Raw genomic sequence first — 23,243 nt, forward strand, 5'->3', positions numbered from 1 at the left:
TATCTGGTGCGCCGTGGACGTGCCGTTTCCGTAGACTTCGCCGGTGCAGACGATCCCCCCGCAGCCGGCTCCCCTGTCGACGGACGCCGTCGTGGTGCGGGAGGCCATCGCGCGGGCCCGGACCGGTCTCGTCGACCGCGAGGTGGTCGCCGAGGTGGTGGCGTTGTGCGCCGTCGCCGGCGAGCACGTGCTCGTCATCGGCGCACCGGGCACCGCCAAGTCCGAGGCCGTCCGGCGTACGGCCGACCAGCTCGGCGGCCGGTACTTCGAGTACCTGCTCGGTCGTTTCACCGAGCCGAGTGAGATCTTCGGCCCGGTCGACCTGCGCCGGCTGCGCGAGGGGTTCGTGGAGTTCGAGACCGCGGGCATGCTGCCCGAGGCGGAGGTGGTGTTCCTCGACGAGGTCTTCCTCGGCTCGACGGCGGTCCTCAACACCCTGTTGGGCATCCTGAACGAGCGGGTGTTCCGGCGCGGGTCGACTCTCGTGACGTGCCCCCTGCGGGTCTGCGTCGGCGCCGCCAACACCCTGCCCGACGATCCGGCTCTCGCCGCGTTCGCGGACCGGTTCCTGGCCCGCGTGTTCGTCACTCCGGTCCCGGACGCGCGCCTCGACGAGCTGTTGGAGGTGGGGTGGAGGGCCGGTTCTCGACCGTCCGAGCGGGCCGGGTCGCTGCTGCCGGCACTGGATCGGCTGTCCCGGGCGGCGGACGCGTGTGACCTTCAGGGTGTGCGCGACCTGCTGGCCTCCGCGATCCGCCAGTTGCGCCAGGCGGACGTACCGCTCAGTGACCGCCGGGTGGTGCGGTCGCAGCGCCTGGTGGCCGCCGCGGCGGCCATGGACGGACGCACCACGGCCACCGCCGACGACCTCTGGGTGCTTCCGCTGATCGCGCCGACCCCGCACGCCCAGGCGTCGGCCCGGGAGGTGCTGTCCGACCTGGTGACGCGGGGACGAAACGCCAGTCTGGTGTACGCCGCCGAGGAGTTCGCCCGAGGTCAGCAGGCCCGTGCGGCTCGACTTGTCGACGCCGGCAGTCGGCTGCTCGACGAGGTGGGCACCGGGCCGCTGACGCACGACGACCGGCTGCGCCTCGAGGCGACGCTGCGCGAGATCGACGCGGGGTTCGTCCTGGCCGATGCGCCACGGGCGCTACAGGACACGCGCGGCCTCCTGGTCGCCGCGATCCAGCGGTGAACGTACCTCCGTTGCCCCTGCGGTGGCGTCGGCGCGACGCCCCGCTCCCCGCTGCCGCCGTCGCCGCCTGGGCCGCGGTGGCGGCCGAGTTGCGCGCGGACACGCTGATGCGGGTAGCGGCCGGCGCGCACCTACGCGCCTGCGCGGGCCGGGAGCAGAGCTGGTTGCTCGTGCTCGGTGACCCGGCGGATCTGCCGTGGGCCGACGGGGCGGTCTACCTCGGGTGGGACGGTGGCGTGCTGGTGCCGACGCTCGCCCAGCCCTGGCCGTGCGCCGACCTGTTGCGCGAGCCGCTGCGCCGCCGCACCGACCAGCGGGCCGGACTGATCGCCCTGCTGCCCGGGCTGGTCCTGGCCGGTCCGCTGCCGCAGGAGCCGCTCGACCCCGCACGGCTGGCCCCCTGATGACCGACCACCGGACCCTCCCGGCGTCGCTGGCTCCCTGGGCTTCGGCGCTGTCCGCTCTGACCAGCGACGTCGCGCTCGCCATGGGTCCGCTGGTCCGACGGATCGACGAGTTGGTCTCCGGCGCGGAGGACACCGCCACGGACGACGGCCAACCGGACGGTTACGACGGGTTGGCACCTCGCGGCACCATCGAGCGGCTCCTTCCGTCGCAGGTGCAGCTGTTGCAGGAGCTACCGGACGAGTTCGTCCGCCGCGCCGCTGGCGGTGAGCTGCTGTACCTGGCGTCGGCCCACCGATCCGCCGCCGCACGGGGACGGGTCGCTGTCCTCGTCGATACCGGCCCGGGCCAGTTGGGCGCCGCCCGGCTGGTGCAGCTCGCCGCGCTCGTCGTGCTGCATCGGCAGGCCGCCAGCCAGGGGCGGTCGTTGGTCCTCGGCGTGCTCGGGGAACGACCAGGCAGTTGGCGCGACGGTGACCTGAGCAGACAGCTCGCCGGCTGGCTGGTCGCCCGCCGGCCCGCCGACCCGGAACCGTCGACCGTCCGGGAGTGGACGGAACAGCTCGACTCCGCCGACCAGGCCTGGCTGCTGACCGGGCCGCGACTCGCCAGCGAGCTGCCCGACCGGCATCGGATGCTGGTCAGTGACGAGCAGGAGTGGGGTGCCGACGGCGCGACACGCGTCCGGGCCGTCGTCGGCGATCGGCACCTCGATCTCCCGCTGCCGCCCGTCAAGATCGCGCTGCGCGTTCTGCGCGGCACCGCGTTCCGTTCCGCCCCCGTCGGCGACGCTGTGGGGTCGTTGCGGACACCGACGTTCCCGAGCAGCGCGCCGTACCTGATCGCCCGCGGCGACGGCCCGGCCGAGGTCGTCTCGGTCCGGGTGCCGACCGGGCGCCTGCGACGACACCACCTGCCCGGTCCGGCGCTGGCCGCCGCCCGGTTGGGGCAGCGGCTCGTGCTTCTGAGCTGTGTCGACGAGATGTTGCGCCCGATCGTGATCGGTAAGGCGCTGGGCAACACGCAGGACGTCGCGGTGCCGCTGGCCACCATCGGCCGGTCGGCCGCCGATGTTGAGACGGCAGCGCAAGGGCCGCTGTCGCCGCTCCACCTACACGGTGGTGACCTGCTGTGCGCGTTCGGTGGCGTCTGGTGGAACCTGTCCACCGGTCGCGCATTGTCGTCCTATGTGGCGGTAGCTCCCGGCCGCCAGCTGGACGGCCCCCGCCTGGCCTGGCGGGGCGGCACCGACATCCGGGCCGCCGGCCTGCCCGTCGAGGTCCGGATCCCCGGCACCGCCCGCGTGGTCCTCGGTGCCGGGTCGAGGACGGCCTGGTCGGTGGGGGACGCCACCTGGCACATCCACGCCGCGTCCGGTCCGGTCGGCGACGTGACAATCGAGAAGGGTACGACTGTCGTCGGTCTCGTCGACATCGGCGGCCCACAGCTGGTGACCCTGTCGAGCAGCGGACTCATCGTCCGCCTGGTCTCGCCGGCCGGTACCCGGACACTCACCCGCTGGTCGGGCGGAGTGGGCGCTCCGGCCCTGCATCCGAGCAAGCCGTGGCTGGCCGTACCACGGCCGGACGGGCTGATCGAGATCGCCGACCTCGCCACGAACCAGGTCCTGCGCACGGTCCGGAGCACCGGATGAGCGCGTTCCGCGGCCAACTGCCGGCCCGCGCCCTGCTGATCGACGTACCCCTGCTCGGGGAGGCCGAGGCGCGCCGGCGGGTCGTCGAGGCCTGGCAGCCGGGCGCCACGCTGTTCGACCTGCCCGGCGGGGCGTGGCTGTTGGAGGTCGACCAGCCGGTCCCGGTACGCGCGGAGCTGGCACCCGGTCTCGTCCTCGTCGACACCGGCGGCGTCCTGCACCCGCACGGCACACCCGTCGAGGACGCCGAGGCCGGGGACGTGCTGATTCCGCGCGAGGGCACGACGACCCGGCTCCGCCGGGCGGCCCTGGCCCTCGTCGACAGGAGTTCGTGGATCGACCTGACCGCCCTGCGGATCGAGCCGCTCGCGGCACTGGACCGCCCGGTCGTCGCGGCGGCGACACCAGCGCCCTGGCAGCCACCCCCACCGGCACCCGACCTACGCGCGGTGGCCGGTGTCGCGTCCCCACCGCGACGGACCCGCCGGCTGATGTCCGCGTCCACCCGATCGCGCCACTGGCACCAACTCCCCCACACCGTCATGGCGAAGACCGTCGCGATCGGCGCGGCCATCCTCGCGTACGGCCTCGTCGCGCTTGTCGCCGCGCCGCACCCGATGCTTGTTGTCATTGCCGGCGCGGGCCTGCTCTGGGGCATCTCCCGGTTGATCGCCCGGGGCACCGCGACGTCGGCGGACGTCGGCGCACCGCCGGCGGGTCGCGGCGCGTCGTCGGGTGGACGGTGGGGTGCGCTGCTCGCCCGGCTCGTGCTGGCCAGCCCCGCCGCTCGGCTGGCTCGCGACGCGCAGCACCGCTACGTGCGGCGGCTCACCGCCGCGTTCGAGCGTCGGGACTGGGACGAGGCCCTGCGAGCGGCGATCGCGGTGGATGGCTCCGGCGGGCGCCCCACACTTCGGCTCCCCCGGCCTCGCACCGGCGACCTGGTGCCGCACCCGCGCCTGCCGGGCGGACCGGGGATGCCGTTCGGCGTCGGGGCCGAGCAGCACCTGCGGACGCTCTACCGGCAGGCGGCCACGGACCTCGACCGTGTCGGCCGGGTCGAGGAAGCCGCGTTCGTCCTCGCGGACCTGCTCGGCCTGCCGATCGAGGCGGTCGCGCTGCTGGAGCGACACCGTGCGTACCGGCTCGCCGCGACGCTCGCCGAGGGACGGGACCTCGATCCGGACCTGGCGGTGCGGCTTTGGTGGCGGGCCGGCGACCGCGACCGCGCGCTGCGGGTGGCGCGGACCCGGGGCGCATTCGCGGCGGCCGTCGAGCGCCTTGCCCGCGTCGATGTCGCGGCGGCGAGGCAGTTGCGCGCCGAGTGGGTACGCGCCCGGCAGGCCGCCGACGATCATCTCGGTGCCGTCGAGGCGGCCTGGCCCGACGACGCGCTGCGCCCGCTCGCGGTGACGAACATCCAGGCCGGCATGGCCCTCGGCGGCCACACCGCGGGGCACCTCTTCGCGCACCTGGTCACCTGGCGCCCCACCACCACCAGCATGACCACCGCGATCGCGCTGCTCGACGGTCGGGACCAGGAGTTGGCACCGGCCCAGCGCGGCTTCGTGGCGGCGCTGGCCGAGCTGCCCTGCGCCGACAAGGCGGAGGACCGCCGACTCTGCACCGCCGCGCTGCGTCTCCTGGTTCGCGGTGCGGCAGTTGACCCCGGCGGGGATGCCGGCGAGCGCAGGCGGATCGCCGGGCGGCTGCGGGACCGGGCCGACCGGTTGGCCGCCGCCGACCTTCCACCGCTGCCCGCGAGCGGGAAGCCCGCCCCGGACACCCGGGTCGACATCACGGCGGCCGGCGAGGCCGGGCAACTGCCGATCCACGACGCGGTTCTGCTCTCCGGGCGCACCATCCTGACCGCGCACGGCGAATTCGGGGTACGCCTGCTCGGCCTGGACGGCCGGACCCGGGCCAGGTGGGACGTACCCGCACACCAGCTTGTCGTCGCCGATCACGGCGCCAACGTCCTGCTCGTCGCGCACCGCGGCCCCTCCCACGAAATCCGCGGCCTGAACCTGAGCACCCGCCGGCTGCGGCCACCCGTCGCCATCGCGGCCCACTACGTGCTGCCCAGCTACGACGGCGCGTTGCTCACCGTTGTCGACGACGACGGCATCGCCTTCGTCGACCTGAGCGCCGACGTTCCCCGCATCACGTGGCGCGAACTGGACCCAAGCGTCGCGGTACTCGACATCGCCCGGAGCCCGACCAGCCTCGCCGCACTGGTCCAGGTGACCCACCAGCCAGGTTCCGCCATTACCCGCACCGAGGTGTGGCGCTGGGACCTGCCCGCAATCCTGCTGCGGATACGCCGAACGGTCGACCTCGACGGCCTCGACGGCCTCACGCTGTTGGCGTCGGCGAAGCTGATCACCACAGGCTACGTCGAGCACACCGACACCTATCACGTGACCGGGCACGGCCCGGCGGCCCGGACGATGGATGCGCAGCCGACGCTGCTGACCGGCGGGGGCATACGCATCGACCGTCCCACCGACACCACAGTGGAGTTTGCCGACGGCAACCTGCGTGTCGTGTTTCCGCCCGCCGCCGGCGCGATCGGCATGCGACGCCACGCCGACACCCTGACCGTGTGGGAGGAGAACGGTCGGCTGGTCGTCGTCGACCTCACGCGCCGCCAGGCCGTCGCCCGCCTGCGTACGCGTCTCTGAGCGAGGCAACGCTCCGGCACGCGGTTCAGCGGCGAAGGCCGGGGAGGCAATGCGGAGCGAGGCGTACGCGAAGCCGGTCCGCTGAGGCGGCACCGTTTCAGCGGACCGGCTTCGGTCGAGATTCTCTTGCCCAAATCCAGAAGTTTCAGCTGGCAGGCCGGTTGTCCCGTCAGCGGAATTTCAGGAACGGAATGTAGAAGGAATCGGAGCAGGACGTCCCCATCGACACGCTCAGCGGGGTGCCAAAACCGGCTCCGCCGCTTGCGCTGACCTGGTAGTTGCCCCTAGCGACGAGCTTCGACGCGACCCAGCCGGCGCAGTGGGCAAGGGCCGGATCGAGCGCCAGCACGGCCTTCCGCGACCCGGCGAACGCGTACGAGGGCCGCTACGGCTTGACCGTTCGCTCCGTGGGCGGTGCCGCCCAGCAGGTGAATCAGGGCTGGGAGGGTTGGCGGGCCAACACCACGTACACCCTGAGCTTTGTCGGCAAGGTCGCCGGAGCGGCCGGAGGCCGTGTGTGGGTGCTCAACGAGACGACCGGGACCATTTTGGCGGACGTGCCAATCGCGACCACCGATTGGGCTCCGGTGGCAGTCGACTTCACCTCGCCGAGCGTCGCCACCCAGGTGGTGCGGGTATACGTCGGCAATACGGATCCCACGGCCCCAGGCACCGCGCACCTCGATGCCGTCAAGATCCGAGTGGCCGGGGACACCTGGTAGGGGCTCGACTCCCCCGCGGAGCCGCAGCGCGCCCTGGCGCGCTGTGTGCCGCCGCTAAGCGAGGGGCTGATGACGCGACCTTCGGCTCCTGTTCCGCCGTCGCGTACGCGTCTCTAACTCGATTCGTGCTGCTGGGGAGCGGCACGGATGTGCGCGCGTTCACCCTGCTTGCCGACGAGGCTGAGGAACTCGACGGGCCCCGCGCTGGTCGCACCGAACCAGTGCGGGGTGCGGGTGTCGAACTCGGCGACCTCGCCCGGTTCGAGGATGAGGTCGTGCTCGCCGAGCACGAGTCGGAGTCGGCCGTTGAGGACGAAGGCCCAGTCGTAGCCCTCATGGGTGCGAAGGTCGGGTTGGGCGTCGTCGCGCCCGGTCGGGAGGACGAACTTGTAGGCCTGGATGCCTCCGGGCCGGCGGGTCAGGGGCAGGACCGTGGAGCCGTCGCTGGTGACCAGCGGGCGCATGTTGATGCGGGGGTCGCCGGTCGGCGGCGCGTCGACGAGCTCGTCCAGGGTGACGCCGTAGAAGCGGGCCAGGGGTAACAGCTGCTCCAGGGTGGGACGCCGGAGGCCGGCCTCGAGCCGGGAGAGGGTGCTGGTGGAGATGCCGGTCTCCGTGGCGAGGTCGGTGAGGGTGATGTCGCGGCGCTGCCGCAGGTGCTTGAGCCGCGGCCCGACGGCGTCGAGGGTGCGGTCAGTCGACTCGTCCATGACCCCAGTTTGCCATTTGGCAAAAACTTTTGCGGATCCGTCCGCTCCTGGTCACTGTTGAGCGGCCGTGGCCGCGTTGGCCCCGCCCTCACCACCACCGGAGACGCGCGATGACGCACTCGTTCGACAGGGACTACTGGGACCAGATCTGGGACGGCGATCGTGCCGGGGCAATGGCCGCCAGCGAGCCCAACCCGCACCTGATGCGGGAGGTCGGTGACCTGACGCCCGCGACGGCCCTCGACGCCGGCTGCGGCGCCGGGGCCGAGGCCGTCTGGCTCGCCACCGGCGGCTGGCAGGTCACCGCGGCGGACATCGCCCCCGCCGCGCTCGCCCGCGCGGCCGAGCGCGCCGCCGCCAGCGGCGTCGCCGCACGGGTGCGATGGGTGCGGGCGGACCTGTCCACGTGGCAGCCGGACGCGCGGTACGACCTGGTCACCACCCACTACGCGCATCCCGCGATGCCGCAGCTGGACTTCTACGACCGCATCGCGTCCTGGGTCGCCCCGGCGGGCACCCTGCTCATCGTCGGCCACCTCCACCACCAGGATCACGCCGCCGGCGCCGGACATGGGCACGGCGGGACCGAACCGCCCGCCTCGGCCTCGGTGACAGCCGTCGACATCACCGCACGCCTCGACCCGCTGGTGTGGGAGGTCGTGACCGCCCGGGAGTCGCACCGGGCCGTGACGGGGCACGGCGGCCGGGACGTCTCCATCCACGATGTGGTCGTCAGAGCCCGCCGCCGTTCCTGACCCCACCGCCTGCCCGTCCGCGCCTGGCCCCACCGCCTGCCCGTCAGCGCCTGGCCACGCCTGCGCTGCGCAGGGCGAGCCGAGGCCCGACGGGGTCCATTGGGGACGGCCGCCCGCACGACGTACGGACAGCGGGCGGCCACCTGTCGATGGCAGGATCGGCCGATGCGCGTTCTCTTCGACGGCGAGGCACCTGTCGCCTACGGGCAGATCTACGTGGCGAGTAGTGAGCTGCCGGACATGGACAGGGCGTTCGCCGGGCAGGTGAACGGCCTCTGCGGGGCCGGTCAGCCCGGCGCGTTGTTCCTCATGACCGGCACCCACACCGGGCGGGTCCGTTTCACGATCGAGGTGCACGACGGCGAGCCGCCGGCCGCGGCGGAGATGTGGGAGGAGGTGGTGGAGGCGCCGTTCCTGCTGAGGGCCGGGGTCGTCGACCTGGTCCCGTGGGGGGACGGGGCACTCGCCCGGCTGCCGCTGATCCCCGAGGGGCAGGACACCGGGCGGCTGCCGGTCTACCGCGTCCGGTACTGCGCCACGGGCATGGCCGAGGGAAGCGACCCGTTCGGCGGGCTCGACCCGGACGAGCTCGACGAGGATGACGACACCTACCTGGACCGGCGGCCGGACCGGTACCTGCTGTGCCTGTGGCCGGAAGGCGATACGGGCGGCGACCCGAGTGCCGGCGGGACGCGCTCCGACGCGATCCTTCGCCAGACCAGCGGCGCCGCCGCCTACTGGCACACCTGGGCCCGCGCGCTGCCGCCCCCGCTCACCCTGTGGGAGCAGGTCGAGGCCGAGATGCTCGCGCGGTTGGAACGGGAACGCCGCGACCAGGCGTACCGCATGCGGGATGAGCTACGGCGCTGGGGCGGACGCCTGCCGAGTGAGCGGCTCCGGCGCGTCCACGGCAACATCCATGCCATCGTGCGGTTCGACCGAGACCTGGTCGACAGGGTGGCCGAGGCCGATGCCGTCAGTCAGCGGCAGATCGCGGTCTGGGCGGCGCGGCAGGCGTTCACCGTCGCGGGCGTCGCGGACCTCGACTGGATGAGGCCGGCGTGGACGGCGCTGGATCGGGGCGAGCCGCTACCCGCCGAATTCGCCGACCCGATGGCGCTGTGGGCACGGATCCGGGGTGAGCCGGCCGTCACGTTCGCCACGGTCTCGCTGCGCTCGGCGGGTTGGGCCCCGGCCGATCCGCTCGGTGCGCTTCTCGACGCCCCGGTGAATCCGGTCGCGATGGCGGTGCCGGCGCTCACTGCCGCTGGCGAGCCGGATCCGTTGCAGGCAGCGCTGGAGGCGCTCTGGGCCGCCGTCACCACCTACGCCGCTCGGCGAGCCGAGTTCCTGACGGAGGTGCGGCGGGCGTTCCCGTTCCTCGGCGGTTAAGGCCTGTTTCATGAGGGCGGTCGTGCCGAGGCGGAGTCCGGGCGGCGATCCGTTCCAGCCCCCGGACAGCCCAAGGCCTTCGATACTTGCAGGAGACGTCTGAGCGGTAGGGTGCCCGCACGCCGCCTGACCGAGCCCTCGGCGGCTTACCGCGACGATCGTCCTCGGGCGGTGCTGATCCGACCGACCACCGACCGCGCAGTAACCCGGGATGCCGAGACTGTCCGAGCCGCCGGCCGTGGCGCCAGCGCCTCGTCGCGGCCCACTGGGCGGCCGGCCGCGAACTCCACCGCCAGATCCGGGGGAGGTCGCGCCCGGCGGCGGGCCGTTTAGGGCTGGCCCTCTGTGGCTGGGGTGGAGGGGTCGACCTCGGGGCCGTCCAGCAGTTGTCGCAGGGCTTGGTCGAACGCCCGTCGAGTGCTCGGGGCAAGGTGCGCAAAGAGTTGCCGGCCCACGTTGCCGGCGATCCGCTGCGCCTCGTCGATGCGCTGGCGGCCAAGGTCGGTGAGATGGATGGTGTGGGCACGACGGTCGGTCGGCACCGCTCGGCGTTCGACCAACCGCTGCCGCTCAAGATCGTCGACGATCCGGCCCAGCGCTGACTTGTCGAGATCAAGCAAGTGGGCAAGTTGGCGTTGGGTGAGCGGGCCACGGCCGTCGAGGACGGCCAAGACCGCGAAGTGGCGTTCCTCGAATCCCAGTGGCCGCAGCGCCTCATTGAAGATCTTCTGACTCCGCCGGTGAATGGTGCTGATCTGCATGGCCGTGATGACGTCGGCCGGCAGGAAGGTGAGCCGCGAGGCGTCGGCCGGGGATCGTGCAGCACTCATGTCTGGATCATAGGGCCGCCACCAGATAGGCTCGATCGAGAATTTCTCGATCGGGCCTACTGGAGGAGCTGTGGTGCCAGACGCGACGAGCGGGGCTACTGCGACCGCCCGGACAACCGGTCCAGACGCGCGTCGTCCATCCGGGCGCGAGGGGCGCTCGGCCCGGTTACGGACGGCGATCGCGCTGACCTGGGCACTGGCTGTCGAGCACATGTACGCGCTGGTGACCCCGCCCTACGAACTCGGGATTCCGCACGCGTTTCACCTCAGCTTCGGGATCGCGTACGCCTGGTTGGCGCTCCGGCTACGCGCTGGCCGACGCTGGCACCGGGTGTTGTTGACCGCGCTGCTCGGCGTCCAACTCGTCGGCAGGTTCTTCGTCTTCGCCGCGATCACCGACACCTGGGTGCGGGCCATCCTCGTGCTGGGCGCGCTGCTCACCATCGCCATTGCCACACTACTGTGGGCGGCCGGCGGCTCCCGACTACGCAGCCATTGACCAGCGGCAGACGCAGTCCGGCCAGTAGCCCGGACTGCGTCGTCATGCAGAACGGGACGGTTCTCCGGACATTTCGACGTGCCTCAAGCAGTGGTGCGACCTGGCCACCCGATACGCCAAACGCGCATCCGCCCACCGGTCCAACCTCGCCCTCATCGCCGCCGTCATCTGGCTCCGCTGACCCAACGACTCGCGTCAAGCAGTGACGTGCGCTGAGCTGACGAACCAGGAATCCGACTCGACATCGATGGGCTCGTCAACCCAGGGCTGCCCGATGGCGGCGAGCTGCGCTGTCACGGGCCGCTCATACCGCCCAGGCTCTGTCTCGTAGATCTTGGTGGTCGCGGACGCCTACCTGTTGCCGAAGCTAGTCATTGGTCTGTCGACCGCTGACCCGGGGCACCCTCCACCGGACGACCGTAAGCCTGACACCGCCGGGTCACTCGCCCCCGCCCGGATGCGGGAGGATGGCACGGTGCGCCATGAGCATCACGTCTTCCAGAATCCGCCGCCGTCGACACCGACCGAGGTGGACGCCGCGCTCGACCGTGGTGATCTGTCCGCCGCGTTGGATGCGATGGTCGGCACCGCCCTGTACGGCGACGGAGACTGGAAAGACCTGCAGGAGCTGCATCTGCGATTGCTCGACCACGAGGATCACCAGGTCAGCGCCCTTGCCGCTACGTGCCTGGGGCATCTCGCGAGGGTCTACCGCCAACTGGACGAACGCCGGGTTGTCACCGCCCTGCGCCGGGCGCGCGCACTGCCACACGTCCGCGCCACCGCCGACAACGCGCTGGACGACATCCTGATCTTCCTCCATCCGCGCCGGGCTCGGTGGCGCGGGCGGGCCTGGCGCGCGATCCGCCCCTGGACGTGGATCTGACTCGGCGGCACGGTCATGGCATTCGCATCCGCGGCAGCCGGGCAGAGGTGGTGGTCACCTGGCCCCGCGCCAGCACGTCGACCAGTGCGGCAGGAGGAGTCCCCCCGTTGTGCTCCTTGCGGAGCTGACCCCTCCCACGGCACCTTCGGTTTGGCTGGTCGGACCTCAACCCCGTCCGCCGCACAACAGGTGTTGAGCAGATTGGCTTTCGGCTCAACGCCCGTTGCTCCAAACAGGAGCGAGCATACGCTCACGTTCGGTTCACGTGTCAACGTCTGTTTCGCTGCGGCACGCATCTGCGACACTGTCGTTTCGGTCGCTGGAGGGTGAAGGATCATGGTGGATCGGCACACGGAGCAGGAGTTGCCACCCCTCGACACGCTGGCGGCGAGGCTCGAATATTTGTTCGACGAGATCCGCCCCACCCGGGACGAGCTCGGCGACTCCGACGAGCCCGGGCGCAAGTACACCAACAGGGAAATCGCCGACAAGATCAACCAAGCGGCGGCCGAAACAGGCGTCACGATCAGCGCTGCCTACATCGGAGAGTTACGCCGTGGTGTGGCAAGTGATCCCCGCACCTCACACGTCCGCGCCCTGGCCACCGCCTTCGGGGTCAACTCGGGCTACTTCGTCGACGACGCGGCGGCACGGCGAATACAGGACCAGATCACGCTGCTCAGCGAGTTGCGTCGAATGGACGTCAAGCAGGTGGCGCTGCGCCAGGTGCTCGCCGACAACGGCCTCTCCGCGACCGACACCCAGCTCATCGAGCAGATGGTGGTCCGCCTGCGGGCCGTGGCCGAGGCTGGTGCGAGCAGTTCCACGCCTGACGAGCGCAAATAGCCGTGCACATCCTCCGGTGGGAGTACGTCGACGAGCAGGGGAACGCTGACGTGAGGTTGTACCGATTACGCAAGCGCTGCGAGCGGATCGTCGCCGAGCTTGAGGTGCCGACACCGTTCGACATCCACACGCTGTGCGGTGCCCTCGGCGAACGCCGCGGGCGGCCCATCCACCTGGTGCCGATCAAGCTGCCGGCGCAGACCGTGTGCGGGATGTGCGTGCCCACCGGCGACTTCGACGCCATCTTCTTCGAGCAGGACACCTCGCCGCTGCACCAACAGCTGATCATCGGCCACGAGCTGGGTCACCTGCTCGCCGGCCACCAGGCGACCGAGGTGCTGGACGCGGACGCCTCCCGGCTGTTGCTGCCGGACCTCGACCCGCAGCTGGTCCGGCGCAGCCTCGGCCGCAGCAACTACGCCGCGGCCGAGGAACGCGAGGCCGAGATGATCGGCTCGCTCCTCCTCCGGCGGCTCCGCGGCGGGCTCGGCGACGGCGACGACGAACCGTTGGACGGCCAGGACGCCGAGCTGTACGGCCGGCTGCGGCACTCACTCGAACGCCCCCACTGGTAGCGCGGCGATGGATACCGTCCTGTACACCGTCTGCGCCGTCGCCGGCTGGATCGCCGTCGCGTACATGGTGCGCCTCCAACGCCGGCACCCGAGCCAGGCCCGCCGTGCGATCTGTCTGGGTCTTGGCGCGTTCGCCGCCGGGATCACCGCCGCCATCCCGCCGATCGCCGCCGCGATCGACCAGGCGGCCGGCCTACCCAACCTGGCCAAGGTCATCTCCCACGGCTGCGCGCTGACCATCTCGGCGAATGCCGAGATCATGCTCCTGCACTTCGCGCTTCCCCCGGCGAAGGCCGCCGCTCGCGCCCGCGTCTGGGTGTGGGTCACCGGGTTCGCCTTCCTCGTCATGGCCGGTCTCTTCGCGTACACCCTGACCTACGACGACCCGGTGCTGCTGACTGTCGAGTACGCGACCGACCCCGTCGTGACCGCCTACCTGCTGATCTTCCTGTTGCTCGGCTTCTTCGCCTACTGCTTCGACATCACCCGGCTGTGCTGGAGCTTCGCGAAGATCTGCGGGCGGCCCTGGCTGCGCCGTGGCCTTCGCATCACCGCCGTTGGCGCGGCCTTCGCGCTGCTCTACAGCACGAACAAGATCGTGTATCTCATCGCCTACTGGGCCGGCCACCAACCGAGCGGCGAGCGGCAGATCGCCGCGGTCCTGGTGACCATCGGCGCGTTGCTCATCACCATCGGGCTCACCATGCCGGCGTGGGGACCCACCCTCAAGATCAGCCGGCGATGGGAGGACTTCCACTCCTACCGACGACTCGAACCGCTCTGGAGCGATCTCATCGCGGCCCTGCCCGAACTCGAACTCGATCCCGCCCTGCGCCGCACTCTCGCGGCGCTGGGCGACATCGACTACGCGTTGACCCGCCGGGTGGCCGAGATCCGCGACGGCCGCCTGGCGCTCCGCCCCTACACCGACGTCGGCGTGACGGCGCTGGCCGAGCAGTTCGCCGAGCGGGCCGCGCTGACCACGCAGGAGCGGCAGGCGGCTGTCGAGGCCGCCCACCTGGCCTGCGCGCTGCGTCGGCATGGCGCAGGTCTCGTGGCCGCGGTCCCACAGCCCGCGGACGAGCTGCACCGCCCGGACGGTGGCTACGCTGGCGAGGTCGCGTGGCTGACGCTCGTCACCGACGCCTACGCCCGTTCGCCGGTGGTGGCTCAGACACTCGCCGCCACCGACGAGAGCACCCCGCATCCCACTGCTGGAGACACCCGCCGATGAGAGGCCGCTACGCGAACCTGACCCGGACCCGTGCTCTGCTGCCGGAGCGCGACTACCTGGACATTTACCAGACCATGCTGCGTTACGAGTTCCCGTGGGACATGAAGCTCGGGCTCAACCTGGCATTCAACAGGTCCTTCTCCATCCCCGCCATCGCCGCCGTGCACACGGCCACCGGCGAGCTGACCGAGCGCACCCAGAAGCGGATCGACGACACCGGCCTGCTGATGTACGAGATGGTGCTCAACGGGTTCGAGAATCCTCGTGGCCGGGACGCGTTGCGGCGCGTCAACCAGATCCACCGCCCGTACGACATCGGCAACGACGACTTCCGCTACGTCCTCGGCTGCCTGGTCGTGGTCCCGACGCGGTGGTTGCAGGAGTACGGGTGGCGCCCGCCCTGCTGCCACGAGCGGCAGGCCACCTACCTGTTCTACCGGGAGCTCGGCCGGCGGATGGGCATCACGGACATCCCCGGGTCCTACGACGAGTTCGAGACCTGGTTCACCGCCCACGACGCGGCGCACCTGCGGCCCAGCGACGATGCGGCGGCCATCGAGCGGGCCACCCGGATGCTGTTGCTCACCCGGATCCCGCGGATGCTCGCACCGCTGGGAAACGCGCTGGTCAGCGCCATGTACGACGCCCCGCTGCGGCGCGCCACGCAGGTCGACGAGCCGGCGTGGCCGGTCCGGGCTGGCCTGCACCTGGCGTTGCGGACGCGCTCGCGGCTGCAACGCTGGTTCGGGGCGCCACGGACGACGGCGCTGTTCGCCGACGGGATCACCGCCAGGAGCTACCCCGACGGGTACGAGATCAGCCAGCTCGGTCCGCGGCACTGACGGGGCGTGTTGCGGAAGGTGTCGGGGGAATCGACACGTCCACAACACGCCCCAGCGCGACCCGTCAGCAGCCGAGTCTCTTGGTGGAGAGAGCGATGTCGTCGATCCAGAGGTCGAACTCGCCCGGCGTGGTGCCACCCTGGTAGAGCTGCCAGCCGACCTTCACGGTGTTCACCGTCGGCAGGACGAAGGGCACGTCGTTGCCGCCGTGCTCGGTCGTGGAAGCGGTCAGTTCCGGGTTGGCCACGCCGTCGATCCACACGGCGACGCGGTTGTCCGCGGGGTCGAGCTTCCACTCGAAGCACTGCCAGGTGTCCTCGGTGACCGGGGCGGACTCCCGCCAGTTGGTCCAGTCGCCGGTCGGGCCACCGTCGGCGCCCACACCCCAGAAGGTCCCGGGGACCGTGGGCGCGTACTGGCCGCCGACGGGACGGACGACCTCGGGACTCCCGGTGCCGGTCGCCTCCACCAACGTGAAGTGCGCCCAGTCGGGGGCGGTGGGGAAGGCATCGACGCGCAGTCGCATCCGACCGTAGAAGCGGTTGCCCGGTGCGGCGAAGTCGTCGACGCGCAGGAAGGCACGCCCGTTGTCCACCGTGTGGACGTGCAGCACCTGGTTGCCGTGCCGGGCGCGCTCGACGGTGAGCGTGCCGTTGCGGGTGTCGACGCCCCAGTCCAACGTGCTGGCACCGCCAGGCGGCAGCCGCTCGAAGTCCTCACAGAACAGCAGGCCACGGGTGCACGAGCGCTGGGGGGCGCCCGACGCGGCGGCCGGGACGCTGCCGGCCGTGGTGCCGAGGAGCAGGGCGGCGGTGATCACCGCGAGGGAACGGCGCATGGTCATCCTCCATGACGTGGGGCGCCCACCGCGCGGGCGGGGCCGGAGTATTTTCCGGACATCACGATGTGGACGCCTTCGCTGCGCGAGGGCGATCGTCTCGGTGTCGCGGAACTGCGTGGTCAAGGCACGTACGGCGGGCACCGGCCCGTCGTCGATGGCCCGGCGATGCGGCGCGCGTCCGCCGAAGTGGCGCGCTGCCGGCACTGCGCTGCTCCCGTGCTGCCCGTTGCCAGCACGGTTGCCCCCGTGCCGCGGCGATGTGAGCCATTCCAGCACACCCGCGGCCGATCCAGCAATATCGATGACGGGCGCCCGTACACGCCGTGCCGAGGGGGCGGTCAGTGATCTGCCGCCCCGAGGAGGACGGTCAGGCCCTCCTCGGCCGCCAGCACCGCACCGGCGAACTCCAGCTGCGCGGCGGCCACCGCGGCTGCTCGGTCGTTGCCCGGCCAGAAGTGGGTGAGCAGCAGTCGGCGGGCGCCGGCCCGCCGAGCCCACTGGCCGGCCTCGGTGGAGGTCATCAGATTGCGGGTGGGTTGGTTGGTCTCGCCGTCGTGGTCGGTGGCCTCGACGATGAACAGGTCGGCGTCGCGGCCGAGTTCGGCAAGCACGGGGGTCGGGCCGGTGTCACCGGTGTACGCCAGGGCCGTCCCGTCAGCCTCGATGCGGATGCCCGCGGTGGGCACGTGGTGCGGAAGCGACAGCCCGGTCAGGGCGATCGGCCCCAGCCGGTAGGTGCCGGGCAGCGGATGCACGTCGAAGACCGCGTGCAGGTCGACGTCCGGCTCCAGGCCGCGGAGCCGGTCGAGCACCCCCGGCGGGCAGTACAACGGCAGCCGTGGCCCACCGTGGCCACCGTAGAGCCGCATCCGGAACAGCCCGTGCAGGTCGATGCAGTGATCAGGATGCTCGTGGGTGATGACGACAGCGTCGAGGGCACCGTCTGGCCAGTGCCCGAGCAGCCGCGGCAGCGTGGCGTAGCCGAGGTCGAGCACCAGGCGGTAGCCGTCCCAGTCCACCGCGAAACCGCTACAGGAACGGCCCGGCTCGGGAAAGGCACCGGAGCTGCCGAGCACGGTGACCTGTCGCATCCGCCCACCATGCCCGACCTCCAGCCGGCTGGCCAGCCGGGGTCACGCGACCGGCGGTAACGCCGGGCGGGTCGGGCACACCGGGGCACGCAACAGGGTGGCTGAAACGTGAATCTCGCCTAACTCGACAATTCACCCCTTAGGTTCGATGCGCAGGACGCCGCCGAACCGGGGAGAGACGTGGACAACTATCCGGCGATCGAAGATCACGGACTTATCGGCGACCTGCAGACCGCCGCGCTTGTGACGTGTGATGGGACCGTCGACTGGTTCTGTGCGCCGCGCTTCGACTCGCCGAGCATCTTCGCCGCGCTCCTGGACAAGGAGAAGGGCGGCTACTTCCGGATCGCGCCGCACGACGTGCGGTACGTGACCAAACAGCTCTACCTCCCCGGCACCCCCATCCTGATCACCCGGTTCATCAGCGCCGACGGCGTGGCCGAGGTGATGGACTTCATGCCGGTCACCGGTGAGCGGGCCACCGACGCGCACCGCCTGGTCCGCATCGTCACCATGGTCCGCGGCAGCATGCGCTTCCAGGTGGAGTGCCGGCCACGGTTCGACTACGCCCGCGAGGGGCACCAACTGGAGCGCCACCCCAACGGCTACGTCTTCCGCGGCCGGTCGGCGTCGCTGACCTTCAACCCGGTCGACCCCACCCGGCGGTTGATCTCCGATCACGGCGACATCCATTTCGAGGGTGACGACCTCGTCGCGTACGGCACCCTCAACGAGGGCGACACCGGCGGGGTGGTCCTGGAGACCGGCGGCACCGAGCCACGCATCATCGCGGCCGAAGAGATCCAGGGCATGTTCGAGTGGACTCGGGACTACTGGCGGCGCTGGCTTGAACGCTCGCGCTACACCGGCCGCTGGCGGGAGATGGTCGAGCGCTCCGCCATCACACTGAAACTCATGACGTACGCACCGACCGGTGCGATGATCGCCGCGCCCACCGCCGCGCTGCCCGAGCTGGTGGGCGGCACCCGCAACTGGGACTACCGCTACACCTGGGTACGGGACACGTCGTTCTCGGTGCACGCGCTGCTCGGCCTGGGCTTCACCGAAGAGGTCAGCCGGTACATGGACTGGCTGGACGAACGGATCCGTGAGGCCGGCGACCTCCAGGATCCACTGAAGATCATGTACCGGGTGGACGGCTCGTCCGACCTGCACGAGGAGGTCCTCGACCACCTGGAGGGTTACCGCGGCTCACGACCGGTGCGGATCGGCAACGGCGCCGCCGACCAACTCCAACTCGACATCCACGGCGAGGCGCTCTACGCCATGCACCTCGCCGACGAGCAGGGCATCCGCGTCTCGCACCAGGTGTGGAAGAGCACCGTGCGGCTCGTCGACTGGCTCTGCCAGCACTGGGACCAGCCCGACGCCGGCATCTGGGAGAGCCGCCACCACCCCCGCAACTACACCTTCGGCCGGGTGATGTCCTGGGTCGCGTTGGACCGGGCCATCCGGCTGGCCACCCGCACCGGCCGCCCCGGGGACATGACCCGCTGGACCGAGCAACGCAACCGCATCTACAACCAGGTCATGGACCGCGGTTACGACCGGGGCCGCGGCACCTTCGTGCAGGCGTACGACGAGACCGTGCTGGACGCGGCGTTGCTCGCCATGCCGGCGGTCGGTTTCGTCACGCCGAGCGACCCGCTGTGGCAGTCCACCCTGAAGGCGATCGAGCGCGAACTGGTGTCCGACAGCCTGGTCCACCGGTACGACCCGGTCCACTCCCCCGACGGTCTCCCCGGCCACGAGGGCACCTTCAACATGTGCACCTTCTGGTACGTCGAGGCGCTGGCCCGTTCCGGACGCCTCGACGACGCCCGCCTCACGTTCGAGAAGATGTTCACCTTCAGCAACCACCTCGGCCTCTACGCCGAGGAGATCGCCGCGACCGGGGAGCAGATCGGCAACTACCCCCAGGCGTTCAGCCACCTCTCGTTGATCAACTCGGCGCTGACGCTCAACGACCTGCTCGACACCGAGGCCGACGCCCGCCGCCGCCGGTAGCGCGGGGGCCGCTCCGGTCAGCCGCCCGCACCGGGCGAACGTTGGGACGGGCTTGACGGGCCGGCGTCCATCACGCATCGTCAGCTTGAATAGACTTCCTTGAATGCATTGACCTTGGGGAGGGTTGATGAAAGCCTTCGTCTCCGCCGTCTCGGCCGCGGTCCTGCTGCTCCTCCTGCCGTCGGGCGGTGGATCATCCGACCGGCAGGCAGCCGACGACCCGCCCTGCACCGGACAGATCCACGCCAACCCAGGGTTCGAGCTCGGCACCACCGGCTGGACCGCCGGCCCTCGCGTCGTCGTCTTCGGTGACGCGACCCGTCCCGCACACACCGGTCAGGCGTACGCCGCCTTCGCGGGGCTGGACGTGACGCGTGGCGACCTGCTGCGCACCAGCGTCACGGTGCCGGCCGGGTGCGAGCTGACGGTTCGCTTCTGGGTCCGGACCCTCACCACGGAGACCCGCCGCGGTGACTACCTGAACGTCGGGCTGGCGGTCACCGGGGTGCCGCCGAAGACGAGGTTCTCGCTGGCCTTCGACGGCGGGGCGCAGTGGCGGCAATACGGGATGTCGACCGGGACGGCGACGACCGAGCGCACCGCGACGGCCAGCTTCCTCGCCAGCGAGACGGCCGGCAACGGCGTCACGGCCTTCGACGTGGACGACGTGTCCTTCACGTTGAGCTGAGCGCGGCGCTGGCCCCGCAGGCTCGGTGGTCGGCCAGTGCCCGCGCGGACTCGAAGCCCTGACGCGGCGCTCTCGGGTGCCTGGTCGCCTCAGGACACGCTCTCGCCGAAAGTGGGTAGGCGCGGCGTCGTCGTCTCGGGCCGTTCCTGTCCGCCCTCGATGTTCGCGTTCGGCAGCACGCGGTCCAGCCAGCGCGGCAGCCACCACACCCTTCGGCCGAGGAGTGCCATGGCGGCCGGCAGGAGCGTCATCCGCACCAGGAAGGCGTCGAACAGGACGGCAGCGGCAAGCGTGAACCCGAAGAGCCGGAGCGAGAGGTCCGCGGAGAGGAAGAACCCCAGGAAGACGCTGATCATGATAATCGCCGCGGCGGTCACCACCCGCGCGCTGTACCGGAAGCCGCCGACGATCGCGTCTGTGGGCTCCGCCCCGTGCGCGTACTCCTCCCGCATGCGGCTGACGAGGAAGACCTGGTAGTCCATGGCCAGCCCGAAGGACATGCCGACGAGCAGGATCGGCATCAGGCTGTAGATCGGCGCCGTGTCCTCGATGCCCGTGATGCCGGACAGCCAGCCCCACTGGAAGATCGCGACGACCGCACCAAAGGTCGCGGCGACCGTCAGGAGGTAGCCGACCGCGGCCTTGATGGGGACGAGCACCGATCGGAACGCGAGCAGCAGCAGCACCAACGCGAGCCCGACGATGATCGTCAGGTACGGCAGCAGGGCCTCCCCCATCCGGTCGGAGGAGTCGATGTTCATCGCCGTCTGGCCCGTGACGTAGAGGTTGACTCCGGTCTTCGCCTCCACCTGGTCGGCCTGCGCACGGATGTCCGCGACCAGGTTCTCGGTGGCCTCGCTGGCCGGGCCGCTGTCGGGCACGATCTGCAGCAGTGCCGTGTCCCCGCGACCGTTGACCGCCGCCGGCGCGACGTCGGCGACGTCGGGCAGGTCCAGGATCACCGCCCTGGCCTGCTCGGCCACACTCTGCGCGCCGCCGGCTCCGGCCGCATCGACGACCGCGATGAGCGGGCCGTTGACACCGGCGCCGAAGTTGTCGGCGATCAGGTCGTACGCCTTGCGCTGGGTGCTGTGCTCGGCGGCCGTGCTGTCGTCGGGGATGCCCAGCCGGAGATCCGTGGCGGGCACCGCGATCACCACGAGCGCGGCCACGGCGATCAGCACCATCGCCACCGGTCGACGGGTCACCAACTCGGCCCACCGCTGGCCGAGCGTCCGGGTGGATCCACTGCCGGCACCGGGTCCGCGGAAGATCCCGAGGAACCGGCCGCCATGTCCCTGAACTCGCCGGCCGGCGAAGCCGAGGAGCGCGGGCATCAGCGTCAGCGCCACGAGCACCACGACCGCGATGGCGCCCGCCGCGGCGAGACCGTCCTCCGTCAGCAGCGGAATGCCGAGCACCGCCAGCCCGCCCAGGGCGATGATCACCGTCAGGCCGGCGAAGACCACCGCCGATCCGGCCGTGCTCGTCGCGCGCCCTGCCGCGTCCGCCGGCACACGGCCGGCGACCAGCTCGTTGCGGTAACGCATGACGATGAAGAGCGCGTAGTCGATGGAGACCGCCAGGCCGAGCATCAGGGCCAGGACGGCCGCGTCGCGGTTCAGGTTGATGACGCCACCCACGGCGGTGATGGTCAGCAGGCTGATCCCGACCCCCACGAAGGCCGTCAGCAGCGGCAGCGTCGCCGCGACCAGCGAGCCCAGCGCGACGATCAGCACGAGGCCGGCGAAGGCGACACCGACGATCTCCAGGAGGCCCGTCTCGGGCTGCGGCTCCAGGGCGTCGCCGCCGACCTCGACCCGCAGCCCGCCCTCGCGGCCCAGGTCGGCCGCCTCGGTCAGCGCGGTCCGCGCCTCGTCGGTCACCTTGTCACCGGACACGCGGTAGGTGACTTCGGAGTAGGCCACTCGACGATCCTCCGACAGGACGCCGGCCTCGACCGGCTCGACGACGTGCGCCACCTGCGGCGCGGCCCGTAGCGCCTCGATCACCTTCTGGAGCGTGGCGCCAGGCCCCGGGTCCCGCAGCGTCCCGCCTTCGGGAGCGACGAAGACGACCCGAGCGCTGGCGCCGTCGACGGGCTGCTCGGGGAAGCGCTCCTTGAGCAGGTCGAGCGCCTGCTGCGACTCGGTGCCCGGAAGGATGGCGGAACCCACCGCGGTGGACTCCTGCGACAGTGCGGCGGCGGCCGCGCCGGACGCGACCAGCACGGCGAGCCACAGTGACAGCACGAGCCCTCGCCGCCGGAACGACAGGCGGCCCACCCGGTAGAGCAGTGCTCCCATGACGACCCTCCGATCAGACAGGCGTGGCCCACCCAGACGAGAGTCTACTAACTTTAGTTAGCCCGTATCAATTGTTAGTCGATAACGTTTTTGGCCCGCCGGAGGGGCGACCACGGCAGCGGAGCAGCCCGTACAGCCGCCCGGGTGCGGCGCCTGCCGCGGCGATGGGCACCGGGCCACGCCCGCCTCGGTTGCCGCACGCCCTCGCCGGACGAGGCAACCGGCTCGCATTGACACAGCGCCAGCGGGGTAACGTGATCTGACCAGATCAGCCCTGTCGGACCAGCACCACGACGGCCCACGTGGCGTGCCCGAACCCCACCCCAGCGGACGTCCCCGATACGGTGCCGAGGAAGGGATCGTCCGTCATGACCTCACCGGGGACCCCGTCCAAACCGGGTTTGCGCGAGCGGAAGAAGTTGAAGACCCGCGCCACGATCCGGGAGCACGCGATTCGCCTGTTCCTGGAGCAGGGCTATCACGCGACGACCGTCGATCAGATCTCCGAGGCCGCGGAGATCTCACACACCACCTTCTTCCGATACTTCCCCACCAAGGAAGACGTCGTCCTGCACGACGATCTGGCGCCGCTGTTCATTGACGCTCTGCGCAGTCAGCCGGAGACGGTCAACTCGATCAGCGCGCTTCGCGCGGCGATCCGGACCCTGTACGAGAACGACCAGAACGAGGCGTACCAGCAGGACCAGTCAGGAATGATGGTGCTGGCACGAGAGCGGCACGCGTTGATCCTCTCCGTTCCCGAGCTTCGGGCACGGATCCTCGACGACTTCGCGGAGGCGTTCGGCGCGATCACCGAGGTCCTCGCGGAGCGCGTCGGACGCGACAGGGACGACATCACCGTGCGGACCCTGGTGGGCGCGGTCATGGGTCTGGTCACCAGTTCCTATCTGACCGTGACCGACGATCCAGGCAGGGACCTCCCCACCATGCTGGACTCCACCCTGGCCGAGTTGGAGGCCCACAGCAGCTTCGGTCTGTAGGCAGCCGAACCGACAGTCCACTGTCGTCACCGACGGGTTGGCGGACGTTGCGTATCCTG

General features: G+C 71.0%; 22 protein-coding genes. 16 read left to right on the forward strand and 6 right to left on the reverse strand.

Annotation, left to right across the window (positions count from 1 at the left end):
- Positions 1 to 43 precede the first annotated feature (43 nt).
- From AB0B14_RS05200 to AB0B14_RS05215, 4 genes are read left to right on the forward strand one after another with little or no spacing between them, the layout of a single operon-like run.
- Positions 44 to 1,195: an AAA family ATPase gene (locus tag AB0B14_RS05200; protein ID WP_357521408.1), complete on the forward strand. Its 1,152-nt coding sequence runs from the start codon at positions 44 to 46 to the stop codon at positions 1,193 to 1,195.
- Positions 1,192 to 1,599: a hypothetical protein gene (locus AB0B14_RS05205; RefSeq protein WP_357521410.1), complete on the forward strand. Its 408-nt coding sequence runs from the start codon at positions 1,192 to 1,194 to the stop codon at positions 1,597 to 1,599. The genes AB0B14_RS05200 and AB0B14_RS05205 overlap by 4 nt, the downstream gene beginning before the upstream one ends.
- Complete coding sequence (locus AB0B14_RS05210; protein ID WP_357521412.1) at positions 1,599 to 3,254, forward strand: hypothetical protein; 1,656 nt, start codon at positions 1,599 to 1,601, stop codon at positions 3,252 to 3,254. The genes AB0B14_RS05205 and AB0B14_RS05210 overlap by 1 nt, the downstream gene beginning before the upstream one ends.
- On the forward strand, positions 3,251 to 5,938 hold the full coding sequence (locus AB0B14_RS05215) for a bpX6 domain-containing protein (protein ID WP_357521413.1): 2,688 nt from the start codon (positions 3,251 to 3,253) through the stop codon (positions 5,936 to 5,938). The genes AB0B14_RS05210 and AB0B14_RS05215 overlap by 4 nt, the downstream gene beginning before the upstream one ends.
- 169 nt (positions 5,939 to 6,107) lie before the next feature.
- Here AB0B14_RS05215 and AB0B14_RS05220 read toward each other — a convergent pair whose 3' ends face one another.
- The gene (locus AB0B14_RS05220) at positions 6,108 to 6,287 is read right to left on the reverse strand and encodes a hypothetical protein (protein WP_357521659.1); all 180 of its coding nucleotides are present in this window, start codon (positions 6,285 to 6,287) and stop codon (positions 6,108 to 6,110) included.
- Between AB0B14_RS05220 and AB0B14_RS05225 the strand changes: the two genes are divergently transcribed.
- Positions 6,217 to 6,660 (forward strand): carbohydrate binding domain-containing protein, encoded by a 444-nt coding sequence (locus AB0B14_RS05225; protein WP_357521415.1) that lies wholly within the window; start codon positions 6,217 to 6,219, stop codon positions 6,658 to 6,660. The two genes, AB0B14_RS05220 and AB0B14_RS05225, sit on opposite strands and share 71 nt — an antisense overlap.
- Positions 6,661 to 6,773: 113 nt before the next feature.
- On the opposite strand, the gene AB0B14_RS05230 is transcribed toward AB0B14_RS05225, so the two are convergent.
- The gene (locus AB0B14_RS05230; RefSeq protein WP_357064966.1) at positions 6,774 to 7,370 is read right to left on the reverse strand and encodes an XRE family transcriptional regulator; all 597 of its coding nucleotides are present in this window, start codon (positions 7,368 to 7,370) and stop codon (positions 6,774 to 6,776) included.
- Positions 7,371 to 7,480: 110 nt separating this feature from the next.
- On the opposite strand from AB0B14_RS05230, the gene AB0B14_RS05235 reads away from it, so the two are divergent.
- Positions 7,481 to 8,125 carry a class I SAM-dependent methyltransferase gene (locus AB0B14_RS05235; RefSeq protein WP_357521417.1) on the forward strand — a complete coding sequence of 215 codons (645 nt, stop codon included), beginning with the start codon at positions 7,481 to 7,483 and terminating at the stop codon, positions 8,123 to 8,125.
- Positions 8,126 to 8,290: 165 nt separating this feature from the next.
- Positions 8,291 to 9,517: a hypothetical protein gene (locus AB0B14_RS05240; protein WP_357521419.1), complete on the forward strand. Its 1,227-nt coding sequence runs from the start codon at positions 8,291 to 8,293 to the stop codon at positions 9,515 to 9,517.
- A 329-nt stretch (positions 9,518 to 9,846) separates the two neighbouring features.
- Here AB0B14_RS05240 and AB0B14_RS05245 read toward each other — a convergent pair whose 3' ends face one another.
- A complete protein-coding gene (locus AB0B14_RS05245) occupies positions 9,847 to 10,347 on the reverse strand; it encodes a MarR family transcriptional regulator (protein ID WP_357521421.1) in 501 nt (166 codons plus the stop codon).
- 73 nt (positions 10,348 to 10,420) lie between these two features.
- Here AB0B14_RS05245 and AB0B14_RS05250 point away from each other — a divergent pair, with 73 nt between their 5' ends.
- The 6 genes from AB0B14_RS05250 to AB0B14_RS05275 all read left to right on the forward strand — a co-directional run bounded on the left by AB0B14_RS05250 (position 10,421) and on the right by AB0B14_RS05275 (position 15,229).
- A complete protein-coding gene (locus AB0B14_RS05250) occupies positions 10,421 to 10,846 on the forward strand; it encodes a hypothetical protein (protein WP_357521423.1) in 426 nt (141 codons plus the stop codon).
- Positions 10,847 to 11,183: 337 nt separating this feature from the next.
- On the forward strand, positions 11,184 to 11,732 hold the full coding sequence (locus AB0B14_RS05255; protein WP_357064958.1) for a hypothetical protein: 549 nt from the start codon (positions 11,184 to 11,186) through the stop codon (positions 11,730 to 11,732).
- 336 nt (positions 11,733 to 12,068) lie between these two features.
- Entirely contained in the window at positions 12,069 to 12,578 is a 510-nt protein-coding gene (locus tag AB0B14_RS05260; RefSeq protein WP_357064956.1) for a hypothetical protein, read from the forward strand.
- Between the two features lie 50 nt (positions 12,579 to 12,628).
- Entirely contained in the window at positions 12,629 to 13,153 is a 525-nt protein-coding gene (locus AB0B14_RS05265) for a hypothetical protein (protein ID WP_357064954.1), read from the forward strand.
- A gap of 7 nt (positions 13,154 to 13,160) precedes the next feature.
- Positions 13,161 to 14,387: an MAB_1171c family putative transporter gene (locus AB0B14_RS05270; RefSeq protein WP_357521425.1), complete on the forward strand. Its 1,227-nt coding sequence runs from the start codon at positions 13,161 to 13,163 to the stop codon at positions 14,385 to 14,387.
- Complete coding sequence (locus AB0B14_RS05275; protein ID WP_357064950.1) at positions 14,384 to 15,229, forward strand: oxygenase MpaB family protein; 846 nt, start codon at positions 14,384 to 14,386, stop codon at positions 15,227 to 15,229. Before AB0B14_RS05270 ends, AB0B14_RS05275 begins: the two co-directional genes overlap by 4 nt.
- Positions 15,230 to 15,293: 64 nt before the next feature.
- On the opposite strand, the gene AB0B14_RS05280 is transcribed toward AB0B14_RS05275, so the two are convergent.
- The gene (locus tag AB0B14_RS05280) at positions 15,294 to 16,067 is read right to left on the reverse strand and encodes a hypothetical protein (protein ID WP_357521427.1); all 774 of its coding nucleotides are present in this window, start codon (positions 16,065 to 16,067) and stop codon (positions 15,294 to 15,296) included.
- Between the two features lie 341 nt (positions 16,068 to 16,408).
- Complete coding sequence (locus tag AB0B14_RS05285; protein ID WP_357521429.1) at positions 16,409 to 17,161, reverse strand: MBL fold metallo-hydrolase; 753 nt, start codon at positions 17,159 to 17,161, stop codon at positions 16,409 to 16,411.
- A gap of 180 nt (positions 17,162 to 17,341) precedes the next feature.
- Between AB0B14_RS05285 and AB0B14_RS05290 the strand changes: the two genes are divergently transcribed.
- On the forward strand, positions 17,342 to 19,189 hold the full coding sequence (locus AB0B14_RS05290) for a glycoside hydrolase family 15 protein (protein ID WP_357521431.1): 1,848 nt from the start codon (positions 17,342 to 17,344) through the stop codon (positions 19,187 to 19,189).
- A 127-nt stretch (positions 19,190 to 19,316) separates the two neighbouring features.
- On the forward strand, positions 19,317 to 19,877 hold the full coding sequence (locus AB0B14_RS05295) for a hypothetical protein (protein ID WP_357064944.1): 561 nt from the start codon (positions 19,317 to 19,319) through the stop codon (positions 19,875 to 19,877).
- An 89-nt stretch (positions 19,878 to 19,966) separates the two neighbouring features.
- Here the strand turns inward: AB0B14_RS05295 and AB0B14_RS05300 are convergent, their stop codons facing one another.
- Positions 19,967 to 22,183 (reverse strand): MMPL family transporter, encoded by a 2,217-nt coding sequence (locus tag AB0B14_RS05300; protein WP_357521433.1) that lies wholly within the window; start codon positions 22,181 to 22,183, stop codon positions 19,967 to 19,969.
- A 368-nt stretch (positions 22,184 to 22,551) separates the two neighbouring features.
- Here AB0B14_RS05300 and AB0B14_RS05305 point away from each other — a divergent pair, with 368 nt between their 5' ends.
- Entirely contained in the window at positions 22,552 to 23,184 is a 633-nt protein-coding gene (locus tag AB0B14_RS05305) for a TetR family transcriptional regulator (protein ID WP_357521435.1), read from the forward strand.
- Positions 23,185 to 23,243: the final 59 nt, after the last annotated feature.

It is taken from the genome of Micromonospora sp. NPDC049171, from assembly GCF_040648275.1.
GTDB lineage: Bacteria > Actinomycetota > Actinomycetes > Mycobacteriales > Micromonosporaceae > Micromonospora.

Excerpts from the sequence above, each read along its gene's own strand:
- AB0B14_RS05280 (WP_357521427.1), bottom strand. The coding sequence starts at position 16,067 with ATGCGCCGTTCCCTCGCGGTGATCACCGCCGCCCTGCTCCTCGGCACC.
- AB0B14_RS05230 (WP_357064966.1), bottom strand. The coding sequence starts at position 7,370 with ATGGACGAGTCGACTGACCGCACCCTCGACGCCGTCGGGCCGCGGCTC.
- AB0B14_RS05215 (WP_357521413.1), top strand. The coding sequence starts at position 3,251 with ATGAGCGCGTTCCGCGGCCAACTGCCGGCCCGCGCCCTGCTGATCGAC.
- AB0B14_RS05275 (WP_357064950.1), top strand. The coding sequence starts at position 14,384 with ATGAGAGGCCGCTACGCGAACCTGACCCGGACCCGTGCTCTGCTGCCG.
- AB0B14_RS05270 (WP_357521425.1), top strand. The coding sequence starts at position 13,161 with ATGGATACCGTCCTGTACACCGTCTGCGCCGTCGCCGGCTGGATCGCC.
- AB0B14_RS05295 (WP_357064944.1), top strand. The coding sequence starts at position 19,317 with ATGAAAGCCTTCGTCTCCGCCGTCTCGGCCGCGGTCCTGCTGCTCCTC.
- AB0B14_RS05235 (WP_357521417.1), top strand. The coding sequence starts at position 7,481 with ATGACGCACTCGTTCGACAGGGACTACTGGGACCAGATCTGGGACGGC.
- AB0B14_RS05305 (WP_357521435.1), top strand. The coding sequence starts at position 22,552 with ATGACCTCACCGGGGACCCCGTCCAAACCGGGTTTGCGCGAGCGGAAG.
- AB0B14_RS05210 (WP_357521412.1), top strand. The coding sequence starts at position 1,599 with ATGACCGACCACCGGACCCTCCCGGCGTCGCTGGCTCCCTGGGCTTCG.
- AB0B14_RS05245 (WP_357521421.1), bottom strand. The coding sequence starts at position 10,347 with ATGAGTGCTGCACGATCCCCGGCCGACGCCTCGCGGCTCACCTTCCTG.
- AB0B14_RS05240 (WP_357521419.1), top strand. The coding sequence starts at position 8,291 with ATGCGCGTTCTCTTCGACGGCGAGGCACCTGTCGCCTACGGGCAGATC.
- AB0B14_RS05300 (WP_357521433.1), bottom strand. The coding sequence starts at position 22,183 with ATGGGAGCACTGCTCTACCGGGTGGGCCGCCTGTCGTTCCGGCGGCGA.
- AB0B14_RS05260 (WP_357064956.1), top strand. The coding sequence starts at position 12,069 with ATGGTGGATCGGCACACGGAGCAGGAGTTGCCACCCCTCGACACGCTG.
- AB0B14_RS05285 (WP_357521429.1), bottom strand. The coding sequence starts at position 17,161 with ATGCGACAGGTCACCGTGCTCGGCAGCTCCGGTGCCTTTCCCGAGCCG.